The organism is Shewanella marinintestina, from assembly GCF_023283845.1.
In the GTDB taxonomy this organism is placed as follows: domain Bacteria; phylum Pseudomonadota; class Gammaproteobacteria; order Enterobacterales; family Shewanellaceae; genus Shewanella; species Shewanella marinintestina.
On record NZ_JAKILC010000004.1, the window covers coordinates 302451 to 325204 of the forward strand.

23 protein-coding genes are annotated in these 22754 nt (G+C 43.9%); 13 read left to right on the top strand and 10 right to left on the bottom strand.

Annotated features, from left to right (window positions below; all coding sequences use genetic code 11):
- Positions 1-54 precede the first annotated feature (54 nt).
- Positions 55-1257 carry an NO-inducible flavohemoprotein gene (hmpA, locus tag L2747_RS06625; protein WP_248998288.1) on the bottom strand — a complete coding sequence of 401 codons (1203 nt, stop codon included), beginning with the start codon at positions 1255-1257 and terminating at the stop codon, positions 55-57.
- Positions 1258-1527: 270 nt separating this feature from the next.
- On the opposite strand from hmpA, the gene norR reads away from it, so the two are divergent.
- The 5 genes from norR (at position 1528) to L2747_RS06650 (ending at position 6374) form a co-directional block, all read left to right on the top strand.
- On the top strand, positions 1528-3120 hold the full coding sequence (gene norR / locus L2747_RS06630) for a nitric oxide reductase transcriptional regulator NorR (RefSeq protein ID WP_248998289.1): 1593 nt from the start codon (positions 1528-1530) through the stop codon (positions 3118-3120).
- 51 nt (positions 3121-3171) lie between these two features.
- The gene (locus L2747_RS06635) at positions 3172-3489 is read left to right on the top strand and encodes a cupin domain-containing protein (protein WP_248998290.1); all 318 of its coding nucleotides are present in this window, start codon (positions 3172-3174) and stop codon (positions 3487-3489) included.
- A gap of 114 nt (positions 3490-3603) precedes the next feature.
- Entirely contained in the window at positions 3604-3810 is a 207-nt protein-coding gene (locus L2747_RS06640) for a zinc ribbon domain-containing protein (RefSeq protein ID WP_220780317.1), read from the top strand.
- 264 nt (positions 3811-4074) lie between these two features.
- Positions 4075-5946: a peptidase U32 family protein gene (locus tag L2747_RS06645; RefSeq protein WP_428848511.1), complete on the top strand. Its 1872-nt coding sequence runs from the start codon at positions 4075-4077 to the stop codon at positions 5944-5946.
- Positions 5947-5999: 53 nt separating this feature from the next.
- The gene (locus L2747_RS06650) at positions 6000-6374 is read left to right on the top strand and encodes a PH domain-containing protein (protein WP_248998292.1); all 375 of its coding nucleotides are present in this window, start codon (positions 6000-6002) and stop codon (positions 6372-6374) included.
- Positions 6375-6422: 48 nt separating this feature from the next.
- Here the strand turns inward: L2747_RS06650 and L2747_RS06655 are convergent, their stop codons facing one another.
- The 6 genes from L2747_RS06655 to yjjX all read right to left on the bottom strand — a co-directional run bounded on the left by L2747_RS06655 (position 6423) and on the right by yjjX (position 12307).
- Positions 6423-7616 carry an AAA family ATPase gene (locus L2747_RS06655; RefSeq protein WP_248998293.1) on the bottom strand — a complete coding sequence of 398 codons (1194 nt, stop codon included), beginning with the start codon at positions 7614-7616 and terminating at the stop codon, positions 6423-6425.
- 111 nt (positions 7617-7727) lie between these two features.
- The gene (locus tag L2747_RS06660; RefSeq protein ID WP_248998294.1) at positions 7728-8174 is read right to left on the bottom strand and encodes a SufE family protein; all 447 of its coding nucleotides are present in this window, start codon (positions 8172-8174) and stop codon (positions 7728-7730) included.
- A 103-nt stretch (positions 8175-8277) separates the two neighbouring features.
- Positions 8278-9489, bottom strand: coding sequence for a cysteine desulfurase (locus L2747_RS06665; RefSeq protein ID WP_248998295.1), 1212 nt, complete (start codon positions 9487-9489; stop codon positions 8278-8280).
- 97 nt (positions 9490-9586) lie between these two features.
- Positions 9587-10630 (bottom strand): NADP(H)-dependent aldo-keto reductase, encoded by a 1044-nt coding sequence (locus L2747_RS06670; RefSeq protein WP_248998296.1) that lies wholly within the window; start codon positions 10628-10630, stop codon positions 9587-9589.
- 104 nt (positions 10631-10734) lie between these two features.
- The gene (locus L2747_RS06675; protein WP_248998297.1) at positions 10735-11673 is read right to left on the bottom strand and encodes a bifunctional helix-turn-helix transcriptional regulator/GNAT family N-acetyltransferase; all 939 of its coding nucleotides are present in this window, start codon (positions 11671-11673) and stop codon (positions 10735-10737) included.
- Between the two features lie 94 nt (positions 11674-11767).
- Positions 11768-12307, bottom strand: a complete 540-nt coding sequence (gene yjjX / locus L2747_RS06680) for an inosine/xanthosine triphosphatase (RefSeq protein WP_248998298.1) — start codon at positions 12305-12307, stop codon at positions 11768-11770.
- 567 nt (positions 12308-12874) lie between these two features.
- On the opposite strand from yjjX, the gene L2747_RS06685 reads away from it, so the two are divergent.
- A complete protein-coding gene (locus L2747_RS06685) occupies positions 12875-14227 on the top strand; it encodes an SLC5/6 family protein (protein ID WP_248998299.1) in 1353 nt (450 codons plus the stop codon).
- 128 nt (positions 14228-14355) lie between these two features.
- Positions 14356-15723: an L-serine ammonia-lyase gene (locus tag L2747_RS06690; RefSeq protein WP_248998300.1), complete on the top strand. Its 1368-nt coding sequence runs from the start codon at positions 14356-14358 to the stop codon at positions 15721-15723.
- A gap of 88 nt (positions 15724-15811) precedes the next feature.
- Here L2747_RS06690 and L2747_RS06695 read toward each other — a convergent pair whose 3' ends face one another.
- Positions 15812-16255 (bottom strand): GNAT family N-acetyltransferase, encoded by a 444-nt coding sequence (locus L2747_RS06695; RefSeq protein WP_248998301.1) that lies wholly within the window; start codon positions 16253-16255, stop codon positions 15812-15814.
- 155 nt (positions 16256-16410) lie between these two features.
- Here L2747_RS06695 and L2747_RS06700 point away from each other — a divergent pair, with 155 nt between their 5' ends.
- Together L2747_RS06700 and L2747_RS06705 are read left to right on the top strand one after the other, a co-directional pair.
- Positions 16411-16698 (top strand): hypothetical protein, encoded by a 288-nt coding sequence (locus tag L2747_RS06700; RefSeq protein ID WP_248998302.1) that lies wholly within the window; start codon positions 16411-16413, stop codon positions 16696-16698.
- A 169-nt stretch (positions 16699-16867) separates the two neighbouring features.
- Complete coding sequence (locus L2747_RS06705; RefSeq protein WP_248998303.1) at positions 16868-18166, top strand: dicarboxylate/amino acid:cation symporter; 1299 nt, start codon at positions 16868-16870, stop codon at positions 18164-18166.
- Positions 18167-18356: 190 nt separating this feature from the next.
- On the opposite strand, the gene L2747_RS06710 is transcribed toward L2747_RS06705, so the two are convergent.
- Positions 18357-18767, bottom strand: coding sequence for an META domain-containing protein (locus L2747_RS06710; RefSeq protein ID WP_248998304.1), 411 nt, complete (start codon positions 18765-18767; stop codon positions 18357-18359).
- Between the two features lie 98 nt (positions 18768-18865).
- On the opposite strand from L2747_RS06710, the gene L2747_RS06715 reads away from it, so the two are divergent.
- Positions 18866-19081, top strand: a complete 216-nt coding sequence (locus tag L2747_RS06715; protein ID WP_248998305.1) for a hypothetical protein — start codon at positions 18866-18868, stop codon at positions 19079-19081.
- Between the two features lie 79 nt (positions 19082-19160).
- On the opposite strand, the gene L2747_RS06720 is transcribed toward L2747_RS06715, so the two are convergent.
- The gene (locus tag L2747_RS06720; protein WP_248998306.1) at positions 19161-20105 is read right to left on the bottom strand and encodes a GGDEF domain-containing protein; all 945 of its coding nucleotides are present in this window, start codon (positions 20103-20105) and stop codon (positions 19161-19163) included.
- A gap of 308 nt (positions 20106-20413) precedes the next feature.
- Here L2747_RS06720 and L2747_RS06725 point away from each other — a divergent pair, with 308 nt between their 5' ends.
- The 3 genes from L2747_RS06725 to L2747_RS06735 all read left to right on the top strand — a co-directional run bounded on the left by L2747_RS06725 (position 20414) and on the right by L2747_RS06735 (position 22428).
- Positions 20414-20971, top strand: coding sequence for a GNAT family N-acetyltransferase (locus tag L2747_RS06725; protein ID WP_248998307.1), 558 nt, complete (start codon positions 20414-20416; stop codon positions 20969-20971).
- An 8-nt stretch (positions 20972-20979) separates the two neighbouring features.
- Entirely contained in the window at positions 20980-21330 is a 351-nt protein-coding gene (locus tag L2747_RS06730; protein ID WP_248998308.1) for a hypothetical protein, read from the top strand.
- A 402-nt stretch (positions 21331-21732) separates the two neighbouring features.
- Positions 21733-22428 carry a VC0807 family protein gene (locus L2747_RS06735; protein ID WP_248998309.1) on the top strand — a complete coding sequence of 232 codons (696 nt, stop codon included), beginning with the start codon at positions 21733-21735 and terminating at the stop codon, positions 22426-22428.
- Positions 22429-22754 lie beyond the last annotated feature (326 nt).

Sequence of the window (22754 nt, forward strand, 5' to 3'; positions counted from 1 at the left end):
CGTCCGTTTTTCTAAGCTTTGTTTATATGGCTTGTTTAAACGCCCTTAGCGGTTTTAGAGATCAGAATGAGGGCCAAACACTTCGTAGTGAATACGGTCATCGCTAACACCTAATTCGAGTAGTTGTTGCTTGGCAAACTGCATAAAGGCAACCGGTCCACATAGGTAATAGTCACCATCCGTTAGCGGAAGTGCGTCTTTAAGCGCAGCAAGATTCATAAAGCCTTGATGGATGTTGGTGGTATTAACCACGTCATTGGCGTTACCGATATCACGATACCAAGTATGATGTTCAAGCTTAAGCTGTAGCCCCAGTGACTCGACTCTTTGATTAAATGAATGTTGCTCGACACCTTCACAGGCGTGCAGATAGAACACCGGTTTTGCAAACGACTTAGACGCCAGCATTTCTAACATCGATTGCATGGGAGTGACACCAACGCCAGCCGAGATAAGTACCACTGGCGCTTCGCGCTCTTCGTAATGAAAATCGCCCGCTGGCGGATAAACGTCAATCGTGTCGCCAACATTAACGTGATCATGCAAATAGTTAGATACCACCCCTGGCACGCCAACGGCTTCTTTTTTCACTGAAATACGATATTGCTTACCGTTAGGTTTGTCTGATAATGAATACTGACGAATTTCTTGGTAGTCATGGTTAATTGGTGCAACGCTAACACCTAAATACTGTCCTGACTCAAAATGCATTACTGTTTTATCGTCCACGGGGGCAAGGACAAAGCTAGTCACTAGTTCAGACTCTTTGGTTTTAGTGATAATTTTAAACTCACGTGCACCTTTCCAGCCGCCAACTTCATTTTCATTTTTGTGATACAGCGTAGCTTCTCTATCGATAAAAATGCCCGCTAACACGCCATAAGCAGCAGCCCATGCTTCTTCGACTTCTGGCGTAAATGCATCAGGGGCCAATTCACGTAATGTTTCTAATAAGTGATGTCCAACAATGGGGTAGTGTTCTGGTTGAATATTAAAGCTGGTGTGCTTGTGGGCAATGCGCTCTACTGCGCCGCTTAATGCACCTAGGTTATCGATGTTTTTAGCATAGGCCGCGACAGCATTGAAAAGCGCAGCGGGTTGGCCTCCAGAATGCTGATGGCTCAAGTTAAAGATATGCTTTAATTCTGGGTTATGGGCAAACATGCGCTGGTAAAAGTGCTCAGTAATGGCAGTGCCAGCAGATTCAAGTAATGGGATAGTGCTTTTTACTGTGCTGATATGTTTTGCAGATAACATCTAAATATCCTTTATTGATTATTTATCGTCGCAAGTGCGAACTCGTAGGTCTTAAGCCTTGTATAGCGAGAACTATGCCAACTGTGTAAATACGACGTATTCCAGCCTTCTAATTGATTTACAGTAGATTTATAGTAAATTTGTAGTCAAAAAGACTCGTCGAGATTGTAGTCGATTTGACTCTGTTGTTTGTTTTTGTAGCTAAAGGCTGGCCATGTTATGGTTTGGCTAAGACTGATAAACAACAGATTAAATAGGGGTTACGATTCAGTGAGTGAGATCTCTTCTACAGCCCTTATTGAGCTGGCATTAAACCTAACCAATAGCCTAACCGATACGGATAGATTTGAGCGCCTGCTCAGCACTGTACGGCAGGCTGTAGCATGTGACGCGGTGGTATTGCTGCATGTGCAGGGGGATTATTTACGACCGCTTGCTTTGCAAGGGCTGACGAAAGAAACGCTCGGGCGGCGTTTTGAAATCGCTGCTCATGAACGCTTTGCCGAGATTTGTAATTCGAGCATGCCAGTTCGTTTTGCCGCAGACTGCACACTTGCTGATCCCTATGACGGTTTGCTACTAGCTCACGAAGGTGATTTGCCGGTACACGCGTGTATGGGGTTACCCTTGTTATCGGATAATAAACTTATTGGGGTGCTAACACTCGACAGCATGGTGCCTAATGTCTTTGATGATATCCCCAACCGCACCTTAGATATGATTGCCGCTATGTCAGCTGCCACGTTAAAAACGGCCATGATGTTGCAGCAATTAGAGCAGCACTCAAAGCATAATCAGCAAGTGGTGGCAGAGCTAACCCACGAAGCGCTAATTAAAGATGGTGGTGAGCTGATTGGCGATAGCGCCAGTATGCGTAAATTAAAACAAGAGATAGAGATGGTCGCGGCTTCTAATTTCTCAATCTTGATTGAAGGTGAGACTGGCGTAGGTAAGGAGTTAGTCGCCCGTACACTGCACCGACAGTCGAGCCGACGTGATGGGCCGCTGGTTTATGTTAACTGCGCAGCATTGCCAGAAAATCTAATAGAAAGCGAGCTGTTTGGTCATGTGAAAGGGGCGTTTACTGGCGCTGAACGTACCCGTACCGGTAAGTTTAATCTTGCCAGTGGTGGCACAATCTTCTTAGATGAAATTGGCGAACTACCGTTAGCAGCGCAAAGTAAATTGCTGAGAGTATTGCAAAACCAAGAGATCCAAGTGGTTGGTAAAGATGAGGTGGAATACGTGGATGTGCGTATTGTGGCGGCAACCAACAGGCAATTACGTGACGAGGTCGAACAAGGGCGTTTTCGCGCCGATTTGTACCATAGATTAAGTGTTTATCCGATTGTGGTGCCACCGCTACGAGAGCGTGAGGGTGATATTAGCCTGTTATGTGGCTACTTTATTGAATCGACCCGTCGAAAGCTGGGCATGACGCAACTGACTCTGGCCAAAAATGCCATCAAGGTGCTGAATGATTATGATTGGCCCGGCAATGTACGTGAATTAGAACATGTGATTAGTCGTGCGGCGCTAAGGGCAAGAAGTGACAGCCATTCGCCGATAGTGCGTATTGGTTTGACGCATTTGGTATTGATGTTGCCAAAAGACAAAGCGTTAACCGGTGGCGATGTATCGCAGGCGATAAATGTGCACAGCCTTGCTGCGCAAGCTGATATTAATCTAAAGCAGCAAACCGAAGATTTTCAGCGACAACTGATTTTACAGCATTTATCTGAACAAAATGGTAACTGGTCAGCTACGGCCACACGGCTACAGATGGATCGAGCGAATCTAAATCGTCTCGCTAAGCGCTTAGGCATTAGAGTCAGTAAAAGTATTGTGGTTAAGCCGCTATAAAAACGGGTGGTATTCACTATTGCAAAAGTGATTATTGAATAGGGAAGGCAAATGCAAAAGCACAATATGTTAAGCGAACTACCAGATGATTTATCAAAAGAAGTCTTCGAGCCAATCGTTAAAACCGATAGCGTATTGATTGAAAGAATTATTTCTAAAGCCCATGTGACGCCGCAAGGGCAATGGTACGATCAAGCTCATAATGAATGGGTGATGGTGATCCAAGGTGCGGCGAGGCTAGAATTTAGTGAGGGTAAGACCATAGAGCTCGGCGTTGGGGAGCACATTAATATTGGCGCAAATGTGAAGCATAGGGTTGCTTGGACGAGTGAAGAGGTAGAGACTATTTGGTTAGCGGTGCATTATTAACGTTAACTGTGCCTAAAATGGTAATGAGTTCTACAGTGCTGACTAGAGCTAGTCGCAGCGAATCAGAGTTAACGTTCTAATTTAAAATAGATAACCCGAGCGATAGGAGCCATCATGCAACATGATAAATGGGCGTGTCCCAAGTGTAATCAACGTGAGTTTGAGACTGGTGAAATTCGCGTGTCAGGTGGTTTTTGGTCGCGTATTTTTGATATGCAAAACAAGCGTTATTATGCTGTAACCTGCTCAAATTGCAGCTATACCGAATTCTATAAGGGCAAGTCATCAGCATTGGGTAATGCCTTTGACCTGTTCACATAACAAGATATGGCTGTTGGCTTATACCGATTGGTATTAATGGCGGCTCAAACTATCCTGTCATTTCTGCGCAGAAGTTAACAGCAAATTGTTCAAAAATTGATTTTATATTAGCTAACGCCAAAGCTGGCGATTTTTGCTATAATCTTCGCCCAAAATATTTGTGTTAACCCTTTTTGAGTGATTTTTATGAGCAATGTTGGCATCTATACTCCTAGCGATAAGCCTGACGACACGGCTAATGACGCGGTGCATACTCCACTAGAGATGCAAAATAACCGTTTAGAGCTGTTGGCTCCGGCTAAAAATGCCGACTATGGTATCGAAGCGATTCGCCATGGTGCCGACGCTGTATACATTGGTGGTCCTGCATTTGGTGCTCGCGCTACTGCGGGTAACAGTGTTGAAGACATTGCTCGTCTATGTACGTTTGCTCATCAATATCACGCCCAAGTGTTTGTTGCTATCAATACTATTTTGATGGACGACGAATTAGACGCAGCGCAAAAGCTCATCTGGGAAGTTTACGAAGCGGGCGCTGATGCGCTTATCGTACAAGACATGGGTATTTTACAACTTGATTTACCGCCTATTGCGCTACACGCCAGTACGCAAATGGATAACCGCAGCCCTGAAAAAGTGGCGTTTTTAGAGCAGGTGGGTTTCTCGCAAGTAGTGCTTGCCCGTGAATTAGGTTTAAGCCAAATTCGCGATGTAGCTGCCAAGACGAATATGCAAATTGAGTTCTTTATTCATGGTGCATTGTGCGTCGCTTATAGTGGGCTATGTAACTTAAGCCACTCGTTTAGTAATCGTAGCGCTAACCGCGGTGAATGCTCGCAAATGTGTCGTTTACCGGGCGAGCTTAAAACCCGTCAAGGTGACGTACTGGCGCAAAACGAGCACTTATTATCACTTAAAGATAATAACCAAACTGATAATTTAGAAGCTTTGATTGATGCGGGCGTACGCTCGTTTAAAATTGAAGGCCGCCTAAAAGATTTAAGCTACGTTAAAAACGTCACAGCCCATTATCGCCAAGAGCTAGATAAAATCATGGCGCGCCGCTCTGAGTTTGTCGCTTCCTCTCATGGTCGCTGTGAGCATACTTTTACCCCAGATCCTGAAAAGACTTTCAACCGAGGCCGCACCGATTACTTTGTTAACGAGCGTAGCCAGGGCGTGAGTGACTTCCGCTCACCAAAATACATTGGTGAAGAAGTGGCAACCGTTAAGCATATTGGTAAAGACTTTATTGAAGTCACCTCAACTGAAACCTTTAACAATGGTGACGGTTTGTGCTTTTTCCCAAGTGATTATGCAGAAGCCAAGCAGTCAGATGATAAGTTGAAAGGCCTGCGTGTTAACCGCGCCGAAGGCTTAAAGCTATTTGTACTGCGTATGCCAAAAGAGCTTAAAGTTGGCATGACGATTTATCGTAACCACAACCAAGCCTTTGAGTCTGTACTGGCTAAAGAGTCATCAAAGCGTATTATTGGCGTTGATTTAGTATTAGCCGATACCGCTGACGGCGTATCTCTGACTATGACCGATGTTTATGGCCACAGCGCTACGCAGTCATTAGCCATGGTCAAAACTGCGGCAAGTGATATTGAAAAAGCCCAGCAAGGCCTACGTAAACAGTTGGCAAAATTGGGTAGTACCGACTTTACCGCGCATAACATTTTAATCGAAACTGCTGAGACTTGGTTTATTCCAACCTCGATATTGAACGGCCTGCGCCGTGATACGGTTGCTGCGTTGGAGCAAGCACGAGTCAATGATTATGTGCGCCCGAAAGCGTGGAAATATAATCAAGACGCCGTGTATCCTGTTAAGCACTTAAGCTATTTAGGCAACGTGGCTAACGAGCAAGCTAAAGCGTTTTATCAGCGCCATGGCGTGATTGAAATTCAAGATACCTATGAGAAAAATGGTATCAGCGAAGATGTGCCTCTGATGGTCACTAAACATTGCTTACGTTTTAACTTTAACCTTTGTCCAAAAGAAGTGCCGGGGATCAAGGCCGATCCTATGGTTTTAGAAATTGGTAAAGATGTGCTTAAGCTAGTGTTTGACTGCCCGAAATGTGAAATGATGGTGGTTGGCGAAAACAGACAAGTTCGCACACCTGATTAGATCCATCGCAAGACGGCGGATCTAATTTACTCACACTATTAAGGAAAATAGACATGGGATTATTAGATTCGCTGATGGGCAACGCATCAGAGGTTAACCTCGAAGAGTTAACCCAAGAGTTAAGCCCAATTATGGCCGACAATGAGTCGTTAACCTTGGCCTACAAAGTTATCCGCGACATGTTTGTGTTTACCAACAAGCGTCTGATCTTAATTGATAAGCAGGGCGTTACCGGTAAAAAGGTGAGCTACCATTCGGTGCCATATAAGTCGATTACCCATTTTGAAGTGGAAACCGCCGGCACCTTTGACATGGACGCCGAGCTAAAGATTTGGATCTCTGGTCAAAAAGATCCGCTAGTGAAAGAGCTTAAGCGTGGCACTGACGTGGTCGGTATTCAAAAGACCATTGCCAACATGTCGCTATAAGTTCTTTAATAAGTAAGTGCCAATCGCAGCTATTAATCTATAAATGCTTTAGCTGCGATTTTGCCACTGCCAACTCGGCTTAGTTAAACTATCCTGCCCAACGATTTCTGTTTGCCCCAACTGCTTATCTAGCTCTATCAAATTACAATCTTCAAACTGATTTAATGCGTTAATTAACCTATTGGCGTGAGATACAACCCATAACTGACAATGCTCTGACGCTTTGGCTATCAATCGCGATAATGCTGGCAGTAAGTCTGGGTGTAAGCTGGTCTCAGGTTCATTAAGTACCATTAGCTCAGGCGGTCTCGGGGTGAGCAGTGCTGCAACCAATAGCAAATACCTTAAAGTTCCGTCAGATAGTTCAGATGCCGACAACGGTCTTAGTAGCCCGTGTTGATGAAACTGAATACTTAAGCTGCTATTAGACTCATAGCTAATCACCACATGTGCGCCGGGAAAGGCGTCGCTAACTGCATCATCAAAAGCTTGTTTGTCACCAATTTCAAAGATGGTTTGAATCGCAGAGGCCAAGTCTCTGCCATCATGATGTAACACTGGGGTTTGGGTGCCAAGGTGAGACTTTCTTGCTGGTGCATCGCAGTCACTTCTGAAATGATCGTAGAAGCGCCATGCGCGAATATTGTCCCGTAGGCGAATTACCTCTGGTGTGCGCTGCGGATCGGCAAGCTCAGTAAAAATACTGTCGCTATGCTGCATTTGCACATTGAGGGTTTGCCAACCGGCTTGCAGTTTTTGCTCAACTTTACGCTCAGCACGGGTTTTTATTAATGCGCCACGGCGCTCTAATAATACGCTAGCAGGGCGATATTGATTACCGACCCAAATCGCTTCGCGCTTAATTTGCGGATCTAAGCCAAACAAGGTGGTGGAGTCGGGCTTTGGTAAACCTAGCTCAATCAGATAACTAAACTCATCACTGGCGAAGCCAAGCTTTAAGCGCTTTACTTGCTGGCGCACAGTTGGCTCTATATCCACTTCACCTGCTAACATGCGTTTGGAGATGTTTTCTGGCCCCGCCCAAAAACTAGAATCAAGGCCACCCTCTTGTGCTAGGGCATTGACCACGCCGCCTTGCGCGGTTTGTGCCAATAATCGCAGTGCTTTATATAGGTTAGACTTGCCAGAGCCATTAGCACCCGTCACCAAGTTTAGCTGCGACAAAGGGATCACCACCTCGCGTAGAGAACGATAATTCTGAATGGCTAAGGTAGTCAGCATATTAAACTCTTATCCTTTAAATCGGTTCACTGGGCACTTAGTGACTGGTACTTTAAAGAGTAGGAGTATTGTTTCGACAGCTCTGGAAAGTAGCATTAATGGTATTCAGGCTTACTCCGCGGCGCGCTTTATTGCTTTAGCCAGTGCAAGCAGACCATTAGTTCGTGATGGACTCAGTTGGCCTTGCAAGCCTAACTGGCCAAAATAGCTGTCTGGATCAAACGCGGTTATTTCAGCGCTGCTCTTACCGTTGCAGGCAATCAGTAAGAGTGCAACTAAGCCTTTTACGATGCGCGCATCACTGTCGGCAACAAAATAATGTTGGCCATCAATTTCACAATGGTACAACCAAGCATTGCTTTCACAGCCACGTACTTGAGCGCTATCAACCCGTAAATCATCATCAAGTCTAGGTAAGGTTTTACCCAGTAACATGATTTGCCGATAACGCTCTTGCCAGTTACCCGCTTGTTCAAATAATGAAAGTGTTGCTTGGGCATCATTTGTAAGGGGTAATGCTAAAAACTGCTCTGCAGTAGGCTTTACTTGCTGACTCATACTTGACCTAAATTGAAATTATTAACTTAACAATAAATAAAAACGTGCTTAGCTTTTCCGTCTTTGCTCTTCCTAGGAGCTATCTTTCCCCTAGAAACTTCTTTTACAACAATAACTCTTTTACCGATTTCATCGCATTAATGAAGTTATCGATATCGGCTTTATTAGTATAAACCCCAATCGATGCGCGGCAGCAGCCTTTTAAGCCTAAGCTTTGCATTAGCGGCATAGCACAGTGATGACCACAACGTACGGCAATGCCTTGCTGGTCAAGTAAAATCCCTACATCTTGGTGATGTTCATCGGCTAAATTAAATGCGACAGCACCAATATTGTTAGGGTGGGCGCCATAAAGCACCATATCGCCAAGTGCCGCTAATTCATTTTGCAAGTAGGCTAATAGCGTTTGCTCTGCAGCGTGCACCTCTGCTCGAGGTAATCCGTTGATAAAGTCTATTGCGGCGCCTAAGCCAATCACTTCTGCAATGGGCGGCGTGCCGGCTTCAAGGCGGTTGGGCAGAATATTAAATTCTGTGTGCTCAAAGCTGACGCTTTTAATCATCTCGCCGCCGGTCAGTAATGGGCTCAATTTATCGAGCACTTCAAAGCGGCCATATAGGGTACCCACACCTGTTGGGCCATACATTTTATGGCCGGAGAATACGTAAAAGTCGCAACCAATAGCCTGCACATCAACTGCTAGGTGAGCAATAGCCTGGGCGCCATCAACTAAGGTTATTGCACCAGCTTGTTTGGCTTTAGCCACAAGCTCGTTAACAGGGTTAAGCGTACCAAGCGCATTGGATACATGGCTTAGGGCGACAATGGCAGGTTTTTGGCTAAGTAATGCATCGAATGCACTGACATCAAGTCGGCAATCAGCGGTTAGCGGGATAGGTTTTATGATGGCGCCTGTGCGTTTAGCCAGTTCTTGCCAAGGCACTATATTAGCGTGATGAGCCGCGCTATCAATTAAGATCACTGCACCTGCTTTAATATGAGCCGTTAAGCCATGGGCCACCATATTGATAGATTCGGTGGTGCCGTGGGTAAAAATAATCTCTTCAAGGCGCTCGGCATTAATAAATTGCTGCAGTTTATCGCGCACCGCTTCATATTGGCTGGTGGCACGAGCTGATAGCTGATGTGCAGCGCGGTGTACGTTGGCATTATCTAAATGATAATACTGATTCATGGCGTCTATCACGCACTGCGGTTTTTGACTGGTTGCTGCTGTATCTAAGTAACACAGAGAGTAGCCATCATTAGATTGAGCTAGGGTTGGAAATTGTGACCGCAGGCTTGAGAGATCCATTAATCTGATCCGAGATAATTGAAAAGTAAAAAGGCGCATCGATCTTGTAAGATCTGTGCGCCTAAAGCAAGGTTAGACTGTTAAAACAGGCGACTTTTTATGGGCAGGGCAGGCGATATAGCAGGGCTAGCTCGTCTAAGCGTAACTGTAACTCGGGAGAAATAGCACAATTTACACTGTCTATATTCTCTTTAAGCTGCTCAAGATTGGTGGCACCGATAATATTCGAGGCAACAAACTTTCTTGAGTTAACAAAGGCTAATGCCATTTGCGCTGGGCTCATATTAAATTCACGCGCCAGCTCGACATAAGCCTTAGTGGCATCTAATGCTAGTTGAGTGCCTGTATAACGCGCAAAACGCTTAAACAGCGTCATTCTGGCACCTTCTGGCCATTGGTCATTAAGGTATTTACCCGATAGTGCACCAAACGCCAATGGTGAGTAGGCCAGTAATGGCACTTCTTCACGGTGGCTTATTTCGGCCATGCCCACTTCATAACTGCGGTTCAGCAAGTTATAAGGGTTTTGCACTGAGACAATTTTAGGCAAGTCATGTTTCTCTGCTAAGCGCAGGTATTCCATAAAGCCCCATGGTGTCTCGTTTGAAATACCGATATAGCGAATTTTACCCGACTTAACTAGATCTGCTAGGGCTTCCAAGGTGTCGATAATGGGCGTTTGCTTTTCATGTTCATCGATCTGGTTGTAGCTTAGTTCACCGAAGAAGTTAGTGTTTCTGTCTGGCCAGTGGATTTGGTAAAGATCGATCGTGTCGAGCTGCAAGCGCTCAAGAGAGGCATCGACTGCGGCGTGAATGTTACGCCAATCTAGTGCCATATTAGGGCGAATATAATCGCTTTTACCACCGGGAGCGGCGACTTTAGAGGCGATAATCAGATTGTCACGATTACCCCTTTGTTTAAGGTAATTACCTAAGATGCGTTCGGTTTCACCTTGAGTTTCTGCTTCTGGTGGCACTGGATACATCTCAGCGGTATCGATAAAGTTAATGCCTTCACCAATAGCATAATCGAGCTGTTCAAACGCTTGGGTTTGAGTATTTTGTGCGCCCCAAGTCATGGTACCTAAACAAATTTGACTAACATTTAAACTTGAATGCGAAAGACGTCTATATTGCATAAAAAACCTCTTATATCTGAATGCGCTTGAACTGAGGCTAGCAAGCTTTTAGTATAAAAACTAGAGACTTATCTTCAGTATGAATACTGAGGCAGATAAATTGATTAATTGGCTGTTAATGGCTTGAGCATAGTGATCTCACAAGCGTTATGGCCAGTATTGCCTAGCGGTCTATCGAGATGTTGAAAACCTAATGATTCATACAACTTTATCGCTTCGATTAAGTTAGCGGTGGTTTCTAGGTAGCAATCAGCAAAGCCTTGTTCTGTAGCAAAATTAATTGCTTGTAACGCTAGCCGTTTAGCAAAGCCTTTGCCGCGCAGCTCGCCACTGAAATACATTTTTTGCAGCTCGCAAATATTCACTTCACCGGCAAGCGGGGCAATACCGGCACCGCCTAAGATTTTGCCGTCGAGTTCTATCACCCAGTAATGGCTATTACCAGCTTGGTAAACTTCGCTTAAGCAATCTAAGGTTTTATCGGCAACACCATAACCTTTATCTGCTGTTAAGCCATATTCAGCTGACACTTGGCGGATCACCGCCGCCATTTGGGCATTGTCATCGCTTGTGAGAGTTCTGATGACATAACCTTGTTGAACCTTAGATTGCACTAATGCTTTATTATAACGGCTAAGTGACAGCTCTAGTTCAGCAATATGTTCCTGCGGTAACTGCGCCATAATGTCGCTGAACAATTGGTTTTGTTGCTCATTGAGCTTAATTAGCTGTTTTCTGCCTTTGGTTGTGACTTGGACTACTAGGCTGCGATTGTCTCTAGGATTAGCTTGTGACTTAGCAAAGCCTTTATCTACTAAGTGGCTCACTGCTCGGCTGGCATTAGACTTGTCAATATTGAGAAGCTCTGCCAGTTGCTTTATAGAATATTGGCTTTGTCCTAACTCAATTAAGGTATGGGCTTGAACTGGTGAAAGTGGCTGGCTACCGCAGGCTGCATCGAGTAAACCTAATTGGCGAATAAGCTGCCTAGAGAGGCGGCGTAACTGAGAGGCGCAAGGGCTATCTGGCAAAGCTTGATTCATCGAACAGTTTCTTAGTTAGTTGCGGGTAACACCTAACTTACGAGGACTACTTTTTAAAATCAAGCGCCTTAAGCTAAAAATAATAAAGCAGAATCTAATTAAGGTATAGGTTTGGGTGTAGTAGTGGCGCCATCGCGAGGATGATTGCCTGCGTGTAATTACTTTGACGTGTTTCATTGCCATTGGTCAGTAAAGCAATAGCACCGCCTTTTTGTTTAATATTGACGGTATTAAACATCTGGTCCATTACATGCCCGAGTTCTTGCCCTTGAGTTAGCGCTTGATACACCTGCATCGGTAATGGAAGTTGTGCACCACGGCCAACACTGACTTGAGACTGATGTGCAATAGCGATATAAGCAAAGGTTGCTGGGCCATGATCAAACAGATCAACGCCGCCTTCCATTGCAATAAAATAATCAGCTTGATACTCACTTTGACAATACTTAACCCGGTTAATAGCACCGAGTTTAGTTTCTGCGTCTGTCATTGGTTGGTCTGCGACACCTGATGGCGCATCTATGCCTTGGCACTCTATAAGATTATCTGGGAATAAGCGTTCAAATGCACTTTGAGCTGCGCCGACTTTGACCGGATTCTTTGACCCTACCACTATCGATATTGTGAGTTTCATTTTGGTAACTTTTCTCGAGTACAGGTTAAATTTTATCGGCTTAGTTTATTGCATTTTGCATTTGGCTTCACCCTTTGATAGGGCCAATTAGACGGCGAAAATAACCTTTTTATCAGGTAAATAACCTTGGTTAACGAATGCTCAATATAAAATTACATTATTTTCTCATTAGATTAGCTAATGCCAAGCGTAAATTGCAGCTTAAAAGATGTGATCTGTTTCAAAAATCGTGTTCAGCTTGTTGGGGGAGGTGGTTAAAAATGGTTTTTTGTGAGCTATGTCCGAACTCAAATTTTCCTAAAGAGAGATTTTATATCAGCATTCCATGATTTAAGTGAAGTTAATGTTAACTCAAGGTTCAATACGGTTGTTTTTGTGGTGTTAAAATGAAAATTTATTACACCATTAAAGAGATCTGGCTCACAAAATGGTTACGTTGTGAAAATCAATTACAGAATATGAACACAGATCAATTTTTAGAGTCTGCATTAGGATACCCTTAACCGCGAAATTACTCCTGAGATCAAAATTTACTGGTGTCTCTCAGCACCTTTCAAGGTAACAAGAATGCAAAAAGACGCGATCATTACAAAAGATACGGCAACGACTAAGTCAATGCCTTGGACACGTCAAGATACGACTTGGATGTTAAGTTTGTTTGGTACAGCGGTTGGTGCCGGAATTCTATTCCTACCAATCAACGCAGGTATGGGCGGTTTTTGGCCGCTAATGATGATGGTTGCTATCATCGGTCCAATGACTTACCTAGCTCACCGTGGCTTGTCACGTTTTGTTTGCTCATCAAGCAAGCCTGGCAGCGACATTACCCACGTAGTGGAAGAACACTTTGGTGTTGGCGCAGGTAAGGCAATCACTTTGCTTTATTTCTTTGCTATCTACCCAATCGTTTTGATCTACGGTGTAGGTATTACTAACACAGTTGAAAGCTTTATCGTTAACCAGCTAAACATCTTTGTGGAAATTCCACGCTTAGCGGCTGATGGTGCGCCTATGCTGACTGAAGCTGGCGTGCAGATCATGGATAAAGTGTCTGGCGTGCCACGCTGGTTGCTATCTGGTGGTCTTATCATTGCTATGATGTCTGTGATGGTAGCGGGCGAGAAAATGATGCTTAAAGTGACTCAGCTATTGGTATACCCATTAGTTGCTATCCTAGCATTCATGTCTTTCTACTTGATCCCAGATTGGAAGATGGACGCACTAGAAGTTGTACCATCAGCAGGTGAATTCCTAGGTACAGTTTGGTTAACCATTCCTGTATTGATTTTTGCATTCAACCACTCGCCAGCAATTTCACAGTTCTCTGTATCGCTAAAGCGTGAGCACGGCGCTAATGCAGCACGTAAAGCAGACGTTATCTTACGTAACACCACATTAATGTTGGTTGGTTTCGTGATGATGTTCGTAATCTCATGTGTACTTGCACTATCGCCAGCACAGCTTGCTGAAGCAAAAGAGTTAAACTTGCCAATTCTTTCTTACTTGGCGAACGTACATGAGAGTGGATTTGTAAGCTACTTCGGTCCATTCATTGCTTTCGTTGCGATTATCTCTTCTTTCTTCGGTCACTATATGGGTGCAACTGAAGGTATGAAAGGTCTAATCACTAAGCAATTACGCTCAAGTGGCAAAGAAGTTTCAGACTCTAAGTTAAACAAATTTATCTTAGGTTTCATGTTCTTCACTATCTGGGGCGTGGCAGTTATTAACCCAAGCATCCTAGGTATGATTGAAGCATTAGGCGGCCCAATCATCGCGGCTATCCTTTACCTAATGCCAATGTATGCGATTCATAAGGTGCCAGCTTTAGCTGCATACCGTGGTCGTTTCAGCAACATCTTCGTTGTGATTGCAGGTCTACTTGCAATGACTGCGATTCTATTTGGATTAGTATCTTAAATAGATAATAGCTGGGCGCCTAAAGGTTGCATGCGAGCACCTTAAAGCGTCCAGTTTTTTAGTTCCATTATGTTTGATAAAGCCTGGATTCTTTCCAGGCTTTTCCTCTTTTTCCGAGGTGATTTTTTATGTTTAGCGCATTTGATATTTTTAAGATAGGTGTGGGTCCATCGAGCTCTCATACTGTCGGGCCGATGAAGGCTGCCAAAGAGTTTATCGATGATGTTCGTCAAACGGGTCAATTTGCACAAGTGACACGTTTGAGTGTAGAAATTTTTGGTTCTTTATCGTTAACCGGTAAAGGTCACCACACAGATATCGCAATCATTGTTGGCTTAGGTGGTAACTCACCACATGACGTTGATATCGATTCAATCCCAGGTTTTATTGCTGACGTTGAGCAAACTCTGAAACTGCCAATGGGTAGCGAAAAGCAGCTAGTAGACTTCGGTCACGACGCGGTGATTTTCCACAGCCATGCATTACCATTACATGAAAATGGCATGATGTTGCACGCATTCAATGGTGATGAGCTTGTACTAAGCAAGACTTACTATTCAGTTGGCGGTGGCTTTATTGTTGAAGAATCACAATTTGGCAAAGCAGTTGAAAACCCAGTTGAAGTGCCATATCCGTTTAACTATGCAGACGAGCTTTTGGCAACCTGTAAAGAAACTGGCTTAAGCATCAGTAGCGTCATGTTTAAGAATGAATTGTGTTTCAACAGTGAAGAAGCGATTTACGATGGTTTTGGTGCAGTATGGTCTACCATGCATCAAGCAATTGAAAAAGGCTGTCAAACTGAAGGTGTATTAGCTGGCCCACTTAAAGTGGCTCGTCGTGCACCAGCACTTTACCGCCAGTTGTTAACCGGTGAACGTCTATCTAGCGACCCAATGGAAATCGTTGATTGGATCAACGTATTTGCGATGGCCGTAAGTGAAGAGAATGCTGCGGGTGGCCGTGTGGTGACTTCGCCTACTAACGGTGCAGCAGGTATCATTCCTGCGGTATTGGCTTACTATGACAAGTTCATTAAGCCTGTTGGCAAGCAAGAGTACACGCGTTTCTTCTTAGCTGCTGCTGCAGTGGGCTCGCTATACAAGCGTAACGCTTCTATTTCTGGCGCTGAAGTTGGTTGTCAGGGTGAAGTGGGTGTAGCTTGTTCAATGGCTGCTGCGGGTCTGGCTGAAATCATGGGCGCAAACCCTGAGCAAGTCTGTATGGCGGCTGAAATTGGCATGGAGCATAACTTAGGCCTAACTTGTGACCCAGTTGCTGGCCAAGTACAGGTTCCATGTATTGAGCGTAACGCGATTGCCGCTGTTAAAGCGATTAACTCATCACGTATGGCGATGCGTCGTAACTGCGCACCAAAGGTGAGCTTAGACAAAGTGATCGCGACTATGTACGAAACGGGTAAAGATATGCACGTTAAGTACCGTGAAACTAGCCAAGGCGGTTTGGCGATTAAAGTAACCAGCATCTGCGGTTAACTTTTTATTGTTAGACACAGTCTAACAAGCAGTAAAAAGGCCATCAGTTGATGGCCTTTTTCATGTCTAGGTTTTGAGAGGGGGCTGCTTATTTTTGCTCGTACATCAAATAGTAGCTTTGCTCCATACCTAGCGCACTATAAGTTTGCTGCGCCTTGGTGTTTTCTTTTTCAACGTAGAGTCTAAAGCTGGCAGCGCCACCGTTCTCTGTAGCAATGTTCTTTACCGCTTGATACAGCTTGCCATAAATACCTTGGCGACGATTCAGTGGACGGATATACACACTTTGGATCCAGTAGTAATCCTTAGCACGCCAGTCGCTCCATTCGAAGGTCACCATCAATGAACCCGCAATTTCACCGTCAATTTCAGCGACTAAATAAAAGCCTTTCTCTGGTGACGTCAGTAAGGTATTAACACCTTTTTCTAGCACTTGCCCGTCTAAACTTAGGCCTTCAGTTTCTTGTGCCATGGCTTGGTTAAAGTTAACTAGGGCATGTAGATCTGCTTGTTGGCCTTTACGAATAATCATCAATCGGATTCCTTTTTTTGGCTCACTTTAGCACGAAGCAAAGCCAAGCTTAATGGCTGGGTTAGCATAGAGCTAAAAATTATTATCAATTTGCATTCGACTAAAGTCTAACTCTGCTAGACTTTTTCTATGGCCGGCGTGCAAAAGGAGTCACCATGAAAAAGACATCATCAAGTTGTATTACTAGGGCAAAAATTGAGTCTAGCTCTGGGGGGAATACTCAAGAGATTAAGCACGCGTGGCATTTTGTACTAACCTTATTGACCCTCGGCCTTTGGGGGATTGTTTGGTGGTGGTTAATATTGCGCGCAGAAGGAAAAGCAATTTTCTCCGGCTTTGATGACGCCTATTGGAGTTATCTGATGGAAACAGAACAGCCGCCTGCTGCATTATATAAAATGCATTTCTCTAAAAATAACAAAAAATCAAAATTCGACGCCTAAAATTATCGATTCCTCAGTGACCATAGTGTTATTGTTGCATTTTATCTATGGCCCATTGGAGCGTGATATAGATCATCTCTAGCTATTGCAGCATATGCTAAACTGCCGCGTTATTTTTTAGGCTGCACTTCGCCGCCTGTCCTCCCTACCACTGTTTCAAGGTCTAAATATGTCGAATCAACAACCTTCACTTTTGAAAAAAGTGTGGTCAAGCTGGATGTCTGTGCCTTTATGGTTACAGATCATGATAGGTATGCTGCTAGGTATTTTAACCGGTATAGGTTTAGGCGAGCAGGCCACCTACTTAAAGCCAATTGGCACCTTATTCGTTAATACGATCAAGATGCTAATTGTTCCACTCGTGTTTTGTTCATTGATTGTTGGCGTAACATCAATGCAAGACACCGCTAAAATGGGGCGTATTGGTTTTAAGTCGTTTGCCTTTTACCTAGGTACAACATCGATTGCTATTACCTTAGGTCTAGCGGTTGGTCATATCATGCAGCCAGGTGTTGGCTTAGATATGGTTCCGCACGAATCTGCAGAGGTGATTAAGCAAGCGCCATCGATTATGCAAACCTTGATTGATATCGTACCAACTAACCCTGTTGCGGCACTGGCGAGTGGTCAAATCTTGCAAGTGATTGTGTTTGCTGTGGCATTAGGTATTGCATTAGTACTTATTGGCGACCACGGTAAACCTGCAATTAAAGTATTTGAAAGCTTAGCAGAGGCTATGTATAAGCTGACTGACTTAGTCATGAAGCTAGCACCATACGGCGTATTTGGCTTGATGGCGTGGGTTGCCGGTGAGTACGGCGTTGATATGTTGATGCCGCTTATCAAGGTCATTGTAGCCGTTTATATTGGCTGTTTCTTGCATGTTGTCGGCTTCTACAGCTTTGTATTGGTGGTATTTGCCAAGCTAAATCCATTGCAGTTCTTTAAAGGTATTAGCAATGCGATTGCAGTAGCTTACACCACATCAAGCTCTGCGGGTACATTACCAGCCAGCATGAAGTGTGCTAGCGAATACTTGGGTGTAAATAAGAAGATTTCAAGCTTTGTATTGCCACTGGGTACGACCATCAATATGGACGGTACCGCGCTTTATCAAGGTGTAACCGCACTGTTTGTGGCGCAAGCCTTTGGTATCGACTTAACTTGGGTCGATTACATCACCATTATTCTAACGGCAACATTGGCCTCAATTGGTACTGCTGGTGTGCCTGGTGCGGGTCTAGTGATGCTTACGCTTGTATTAACTACTGTGGGTTTACCGCTAGAAGGCGTTGCACTTATTGCCGGTATCGACCGTATTTTGGATATGGCACGTACTGTTGTTAACGTATCTGGCGACTTAGTTGCGACGACTGTAATTGCTAAGTCTGAAGGTGAGATTGACGTTGAGCATTACAATGCCAATGCAGAAGATAGCGCTGAAATGGCAGAGAAGCTAAAGTCTTAATCATTATTGTTATTGACAATTTTTGCTCACAAAAAAACCGCCAATAGGCGGTTTTTTTATGTCTGGAACATTTATGTCGATTTACCATGGACGGTAAAAAAATCGACGTTATGTCTGGAACATTTATGCTGATTTACCATGGACGGCTTTCTCAAAAGAGTAAATCGGCTTTATGTCTGGAAATAAATGCTTACTTTTTGCTTAACACCAAAACCGTTTTATCGTCAGCATCTTTAAGAACAAGCTTGCCTTTTGCCATTTCAGCTTGAGCCACTTCAGGCATCACTTTCATTACGCGCTGCTCTTGTGCCATTAATGCGTCAACACAGGCTTTCATGGTGTTACCTGCAGGTTGTAGTTGCAGTGACTGACCATTAAGCACGTAGCTGCCGAAGAAGTTATTACAGCTATTATTACCTGTTAATTTGCCATCAGCGGCAAAGATTAACTCTGCTGGGCTGTAATCGATAACTGGCTGACCGGCAGCTGACTCAATGTGCCATGTACCTTCGATGGCTAAATCTTCTACTTGAGTTGGAGTCGACTGACAAGCAGCTAAGCCCAATAGCAAACCTGCTACGATGAAGGATTGTTTTATCATGATGTGGATCCAAAGTGATTAATATCGGTATATTGTGAGTATATTATACTAATCGCTAAAAGCATTAGTAAAAAATAAGCACAAAAAGGTGGTCAATAGTGCAAAAACGGATCATAAACACCCTCAAGATATTGCATTGGATAGGACTCGCTATGTTGTTGTCTGCGGTGGGGATTTATTTCATGTCAGATCTACAGCAACAAGTTTCCGGTATGGTCATTATTGCGAGCTTAGCGGGGATCGGAATGGTGATGATGTCACCTTTTCCTGTGGCGTTATTTTTACAATGGGCGAGGGCGCAAAGCCCCGATTAATACCATCAATATCGAGTGATGATAAATGTGCTTCGATAGCTAGAAGCACATTGCTAAGCAGTGCATAAGGACCATGCTATTAGCGCTTTTTGGCAAGTAACTTAGAGCGGTTCTTCTCTAAATCAACAATCGCCATCTCTTGCATAGGTAAGAGTGATTGCTGACTGTTAGGGGTAAAGAAGCACTTACCTGCCACTAAGTCTATTTCCGGCGCTTCTTTATCTAACCGCTTAGTCAGTCTTGCAATCAAACTATCTAGATTCGATTCATGGTCAACAAAAGCTAAAATAACAAATTGTTCATCGTTAAAACGGGCGCAGATATCAGCTTCACGCATGCTACTGGAAATAACGCTGGCAATGGTTCTCACAAAGTGAGACGTGCCTGAGTCTACCGAAGGTGGGAACGAAGCCGAGACTGCTTCTAATACAATGAGCCCTGCATGTGAGCCAAAGCGACGGCTTAAGCTCAGTTGTCTCGGTGCCATTAAATTAAAGCCATAAGGATTGAGCATATAGGTAAACTCATCCTGTACCGTTAGCCTTTGTAGCTGCTCCATCATAAACATCTGCTTTAACTCACCCTGTAACAACGCCTTAATTGATTCGCAAATTGCTGCGTGGGTTGGAGTGATAGCACTTGGTTTAGGATCGCATATCAAGATACAGCCAAAAAGGTGGCCGTCGGGCCAAGAAAGCTGAATCGACAGTACAACGTCTGACTCACAGTTACTCAACCCAAGTTTGGCGGCTGACAACTTAGCGACGCCATAACCTGAGTTGTCAGTGATCGTCTTAATCAATATTTGGTTTTGAATGAGATCGCCTGTAGTGAAGCGCAATTCACTTTGCTGGCTACAACAAATGATTTGTGCCTCATTTACATTAGATTGCAAAATCAAACAACTTTTAGACCCGTAAAGATCATTGAGTAGGTCGACTTGCTGTTGCCATCTAGGCAAGCTAATCGCGGGATGATCTTGTTCCCGTAACCAAACTTTTTGATTGTTTTTCTGGGCTAACATAATGGGCTCACTTGTTATTGTGATGGGCATTAAGAATGCTAAATATCTGAACAACTATACTGAACTTTGTTGGTTGTTTAAATGTTAAATATGTAGATTTTAATGATTAATGCAATTAAATCATCCTCATCGGGTGAGTTTGATTTTATCGAGATTATTTATACATAATTTCAATGGTTTGAAGCCTAACAACTCGATAGCTAATTCAGCTATAATCGACGCTGAAATAGTGTTTTACACTAAGATCTCGTAACTAACGCGCCGATAAACAAATAAAGACATAGATAGATAAGTAGACTAATAAGCAAATGAATATAAGACGTGCAAAAATCAGTGATATCGCCACCTTGGTAAGCTTGGAGCAAAACCACTTACAAGATGAGCTCAATGCAGAGCAACGTAATAGTAGTTTGCAAGGCCAGTCGTTTAACCAAGCTGACTTTAGCGCATTGGTTAATCAGCATTGGGTGGTCGTTGCAGAAATAGACGGCGCGATCATTGGTTATGTAATAGCTGGACGCTGGTCTTTCTTCAAGCAATGGCCTATTTACCGTAACTTGCTTAACCGTCTACCTAAACTTGATTACGAACGTGCCAAACTGAGCGAGAAAAACAGCTGTCAGTACGGGCCGATTTGGATTGATAGTGCCCATCGTGGCCAAGGTATATTTGAGGCATTGGTGACTTTCTTAAAGAAGCAAGTCGGCAATGAATTACCCTATATGCTGACCTTTATTGCAGAAGATAATGGCGGTTCGTTTGCCGCGCATACTCGTAAAGCTGGTATGCAAGTGGTCGATTATATTAGCTTTGACGAGCGAGACTACTACCTATTAGTCTTGCCAACCAATGACAGTTTTTTTTAAGGATTTTTATGTTATCAGAATCAGTAGCAGCCATTTTTTCTCCGTATTTAATATTAAATTTATCTGGATTTGATAACCTTAAGTTAGTCGTCGCAGTATTAACGGCTCAAGGCCAAGAGTGCCATGCGCTAGAAGCGGAAGTCACCTTTGAAGGGAAAACGCAAACTGCGTACTTAGTACGTTGGCATAAGCACTTTATCTACTGTGGCCGGACTAATTCTTACGGCAATACACTTGATGAAGTGGCAAGTTTGGAAGACATCAACCCAGAGTCGATACAGGTTCTACAACCGCCAGTCTTATCCATGCAACAGGTTGAGTTTATGTGCATGGAAAATGCACATTTTGACCATTGCTGATAGAAAGCGTCATCCTCTTGTTCACACTCTATAAAGGGGGATAAGGGCTTCCTCTGTTTGCGATATTTTTATAAATAGTTACCAATCCATTTCGGTAATCGCCATAGAGAATAGCTATTTTTTATGGCGATTGTTGTTTGCTCAACGGAATGGTTATTCGGCATAGAAGAATCGCCTACTTCCTTTTGTACAGTTTCGTGACATCGTTGCGGCTAGCATGCAGAGTCCCAGTTATGTTTGAACAAGAGTGACACCTGAGGTAGAAAAAGGTATTTTTACGCCCCTGTACGCGGCTTAGTATCAATGATGGAATCATAGAGTGGCTAGTCTAAGATCATAGAAGCGGCGCTGGTTTATCTTTAAATTTTTTCGAAGCTTCATGCTTCGCCTGGAAAACAACATATGAGTAGTAAATCAACACATAAACCTCGGCCTATGGTTGACCTGTTAGTGAGTGTCGTCATCCCCGCTTTTATTTTAATGAAGTTAAGTGGTGATGAGCAGCTAGGTGCGAGTGGTGGTTTAATGTTGGCGTTAAGCTTTCCGCTGGGCTGGGGCATATTTGAGCTAATAAAGTATAAAAAGTTTAATTTTATCGCCTTGCTTGGTTTAGCCAATGTGCTGCTAACCGGCGGTATTGGTTTACTAGAGCTTGATCTTAAGTGGTTAGCAATTAAAGAAGCTGCGATTCCAGCGGTTATTGGTATTGCAGTGCTTATTTCGACCTTTACTTCTAAGCCACTAATCAAAGCTATGGTCTTTAATCCTGCGGTAATGGACGTAGATAAGATCATGCAGCGCTTACAACAGAACAATTGTATGGCGGCATTTGAAAAGCGACTTATGACTGCTACCTATATGGTTGCAGGCTCGTTTGCGTTCTCCGCCACTATGAATTACATATTGGCCAAATGGATTGTGACTAGTCCTACTGGCACGCCTGAGTTCAATGAGCAGTTGGGTGAGTTGAGTTTATACAGTTACCCAATGATTGCTGTGCCATCTATGTTGATGATGATGGGCACCTTTTATTATTTATGGCGTACGATTCGAGATTTAACTGGGCTTAAGCTGGAAGAGGTTTTGGCAAACCAGTAATGGTTGTGTGGGATTGGTTCCCACACCCTAGCGGGTAATCAAACTTCGTTTGATAAATCTATCAGGCTGCGCCTGAACTTAAGTAATCAAGCTCCGCTTGATAAAAGTCGTGGGATTCCATCCCACACCCGGGCAAAAGGGGGACAACAGCTTCCCCCTCTTGCATCACCCGAGCCGCCCCTACGAAGTTGTTGATCCTCATGCTTATGGATAAATGATGTGGTCAACTAAAACTGTACACCAACAGGGGATGCGTACTTATGCAGCCATCTCGGCTGCTGTTGGTGTCATGTAGTTATTATAACTATGACCCCGTTTTGTATTGT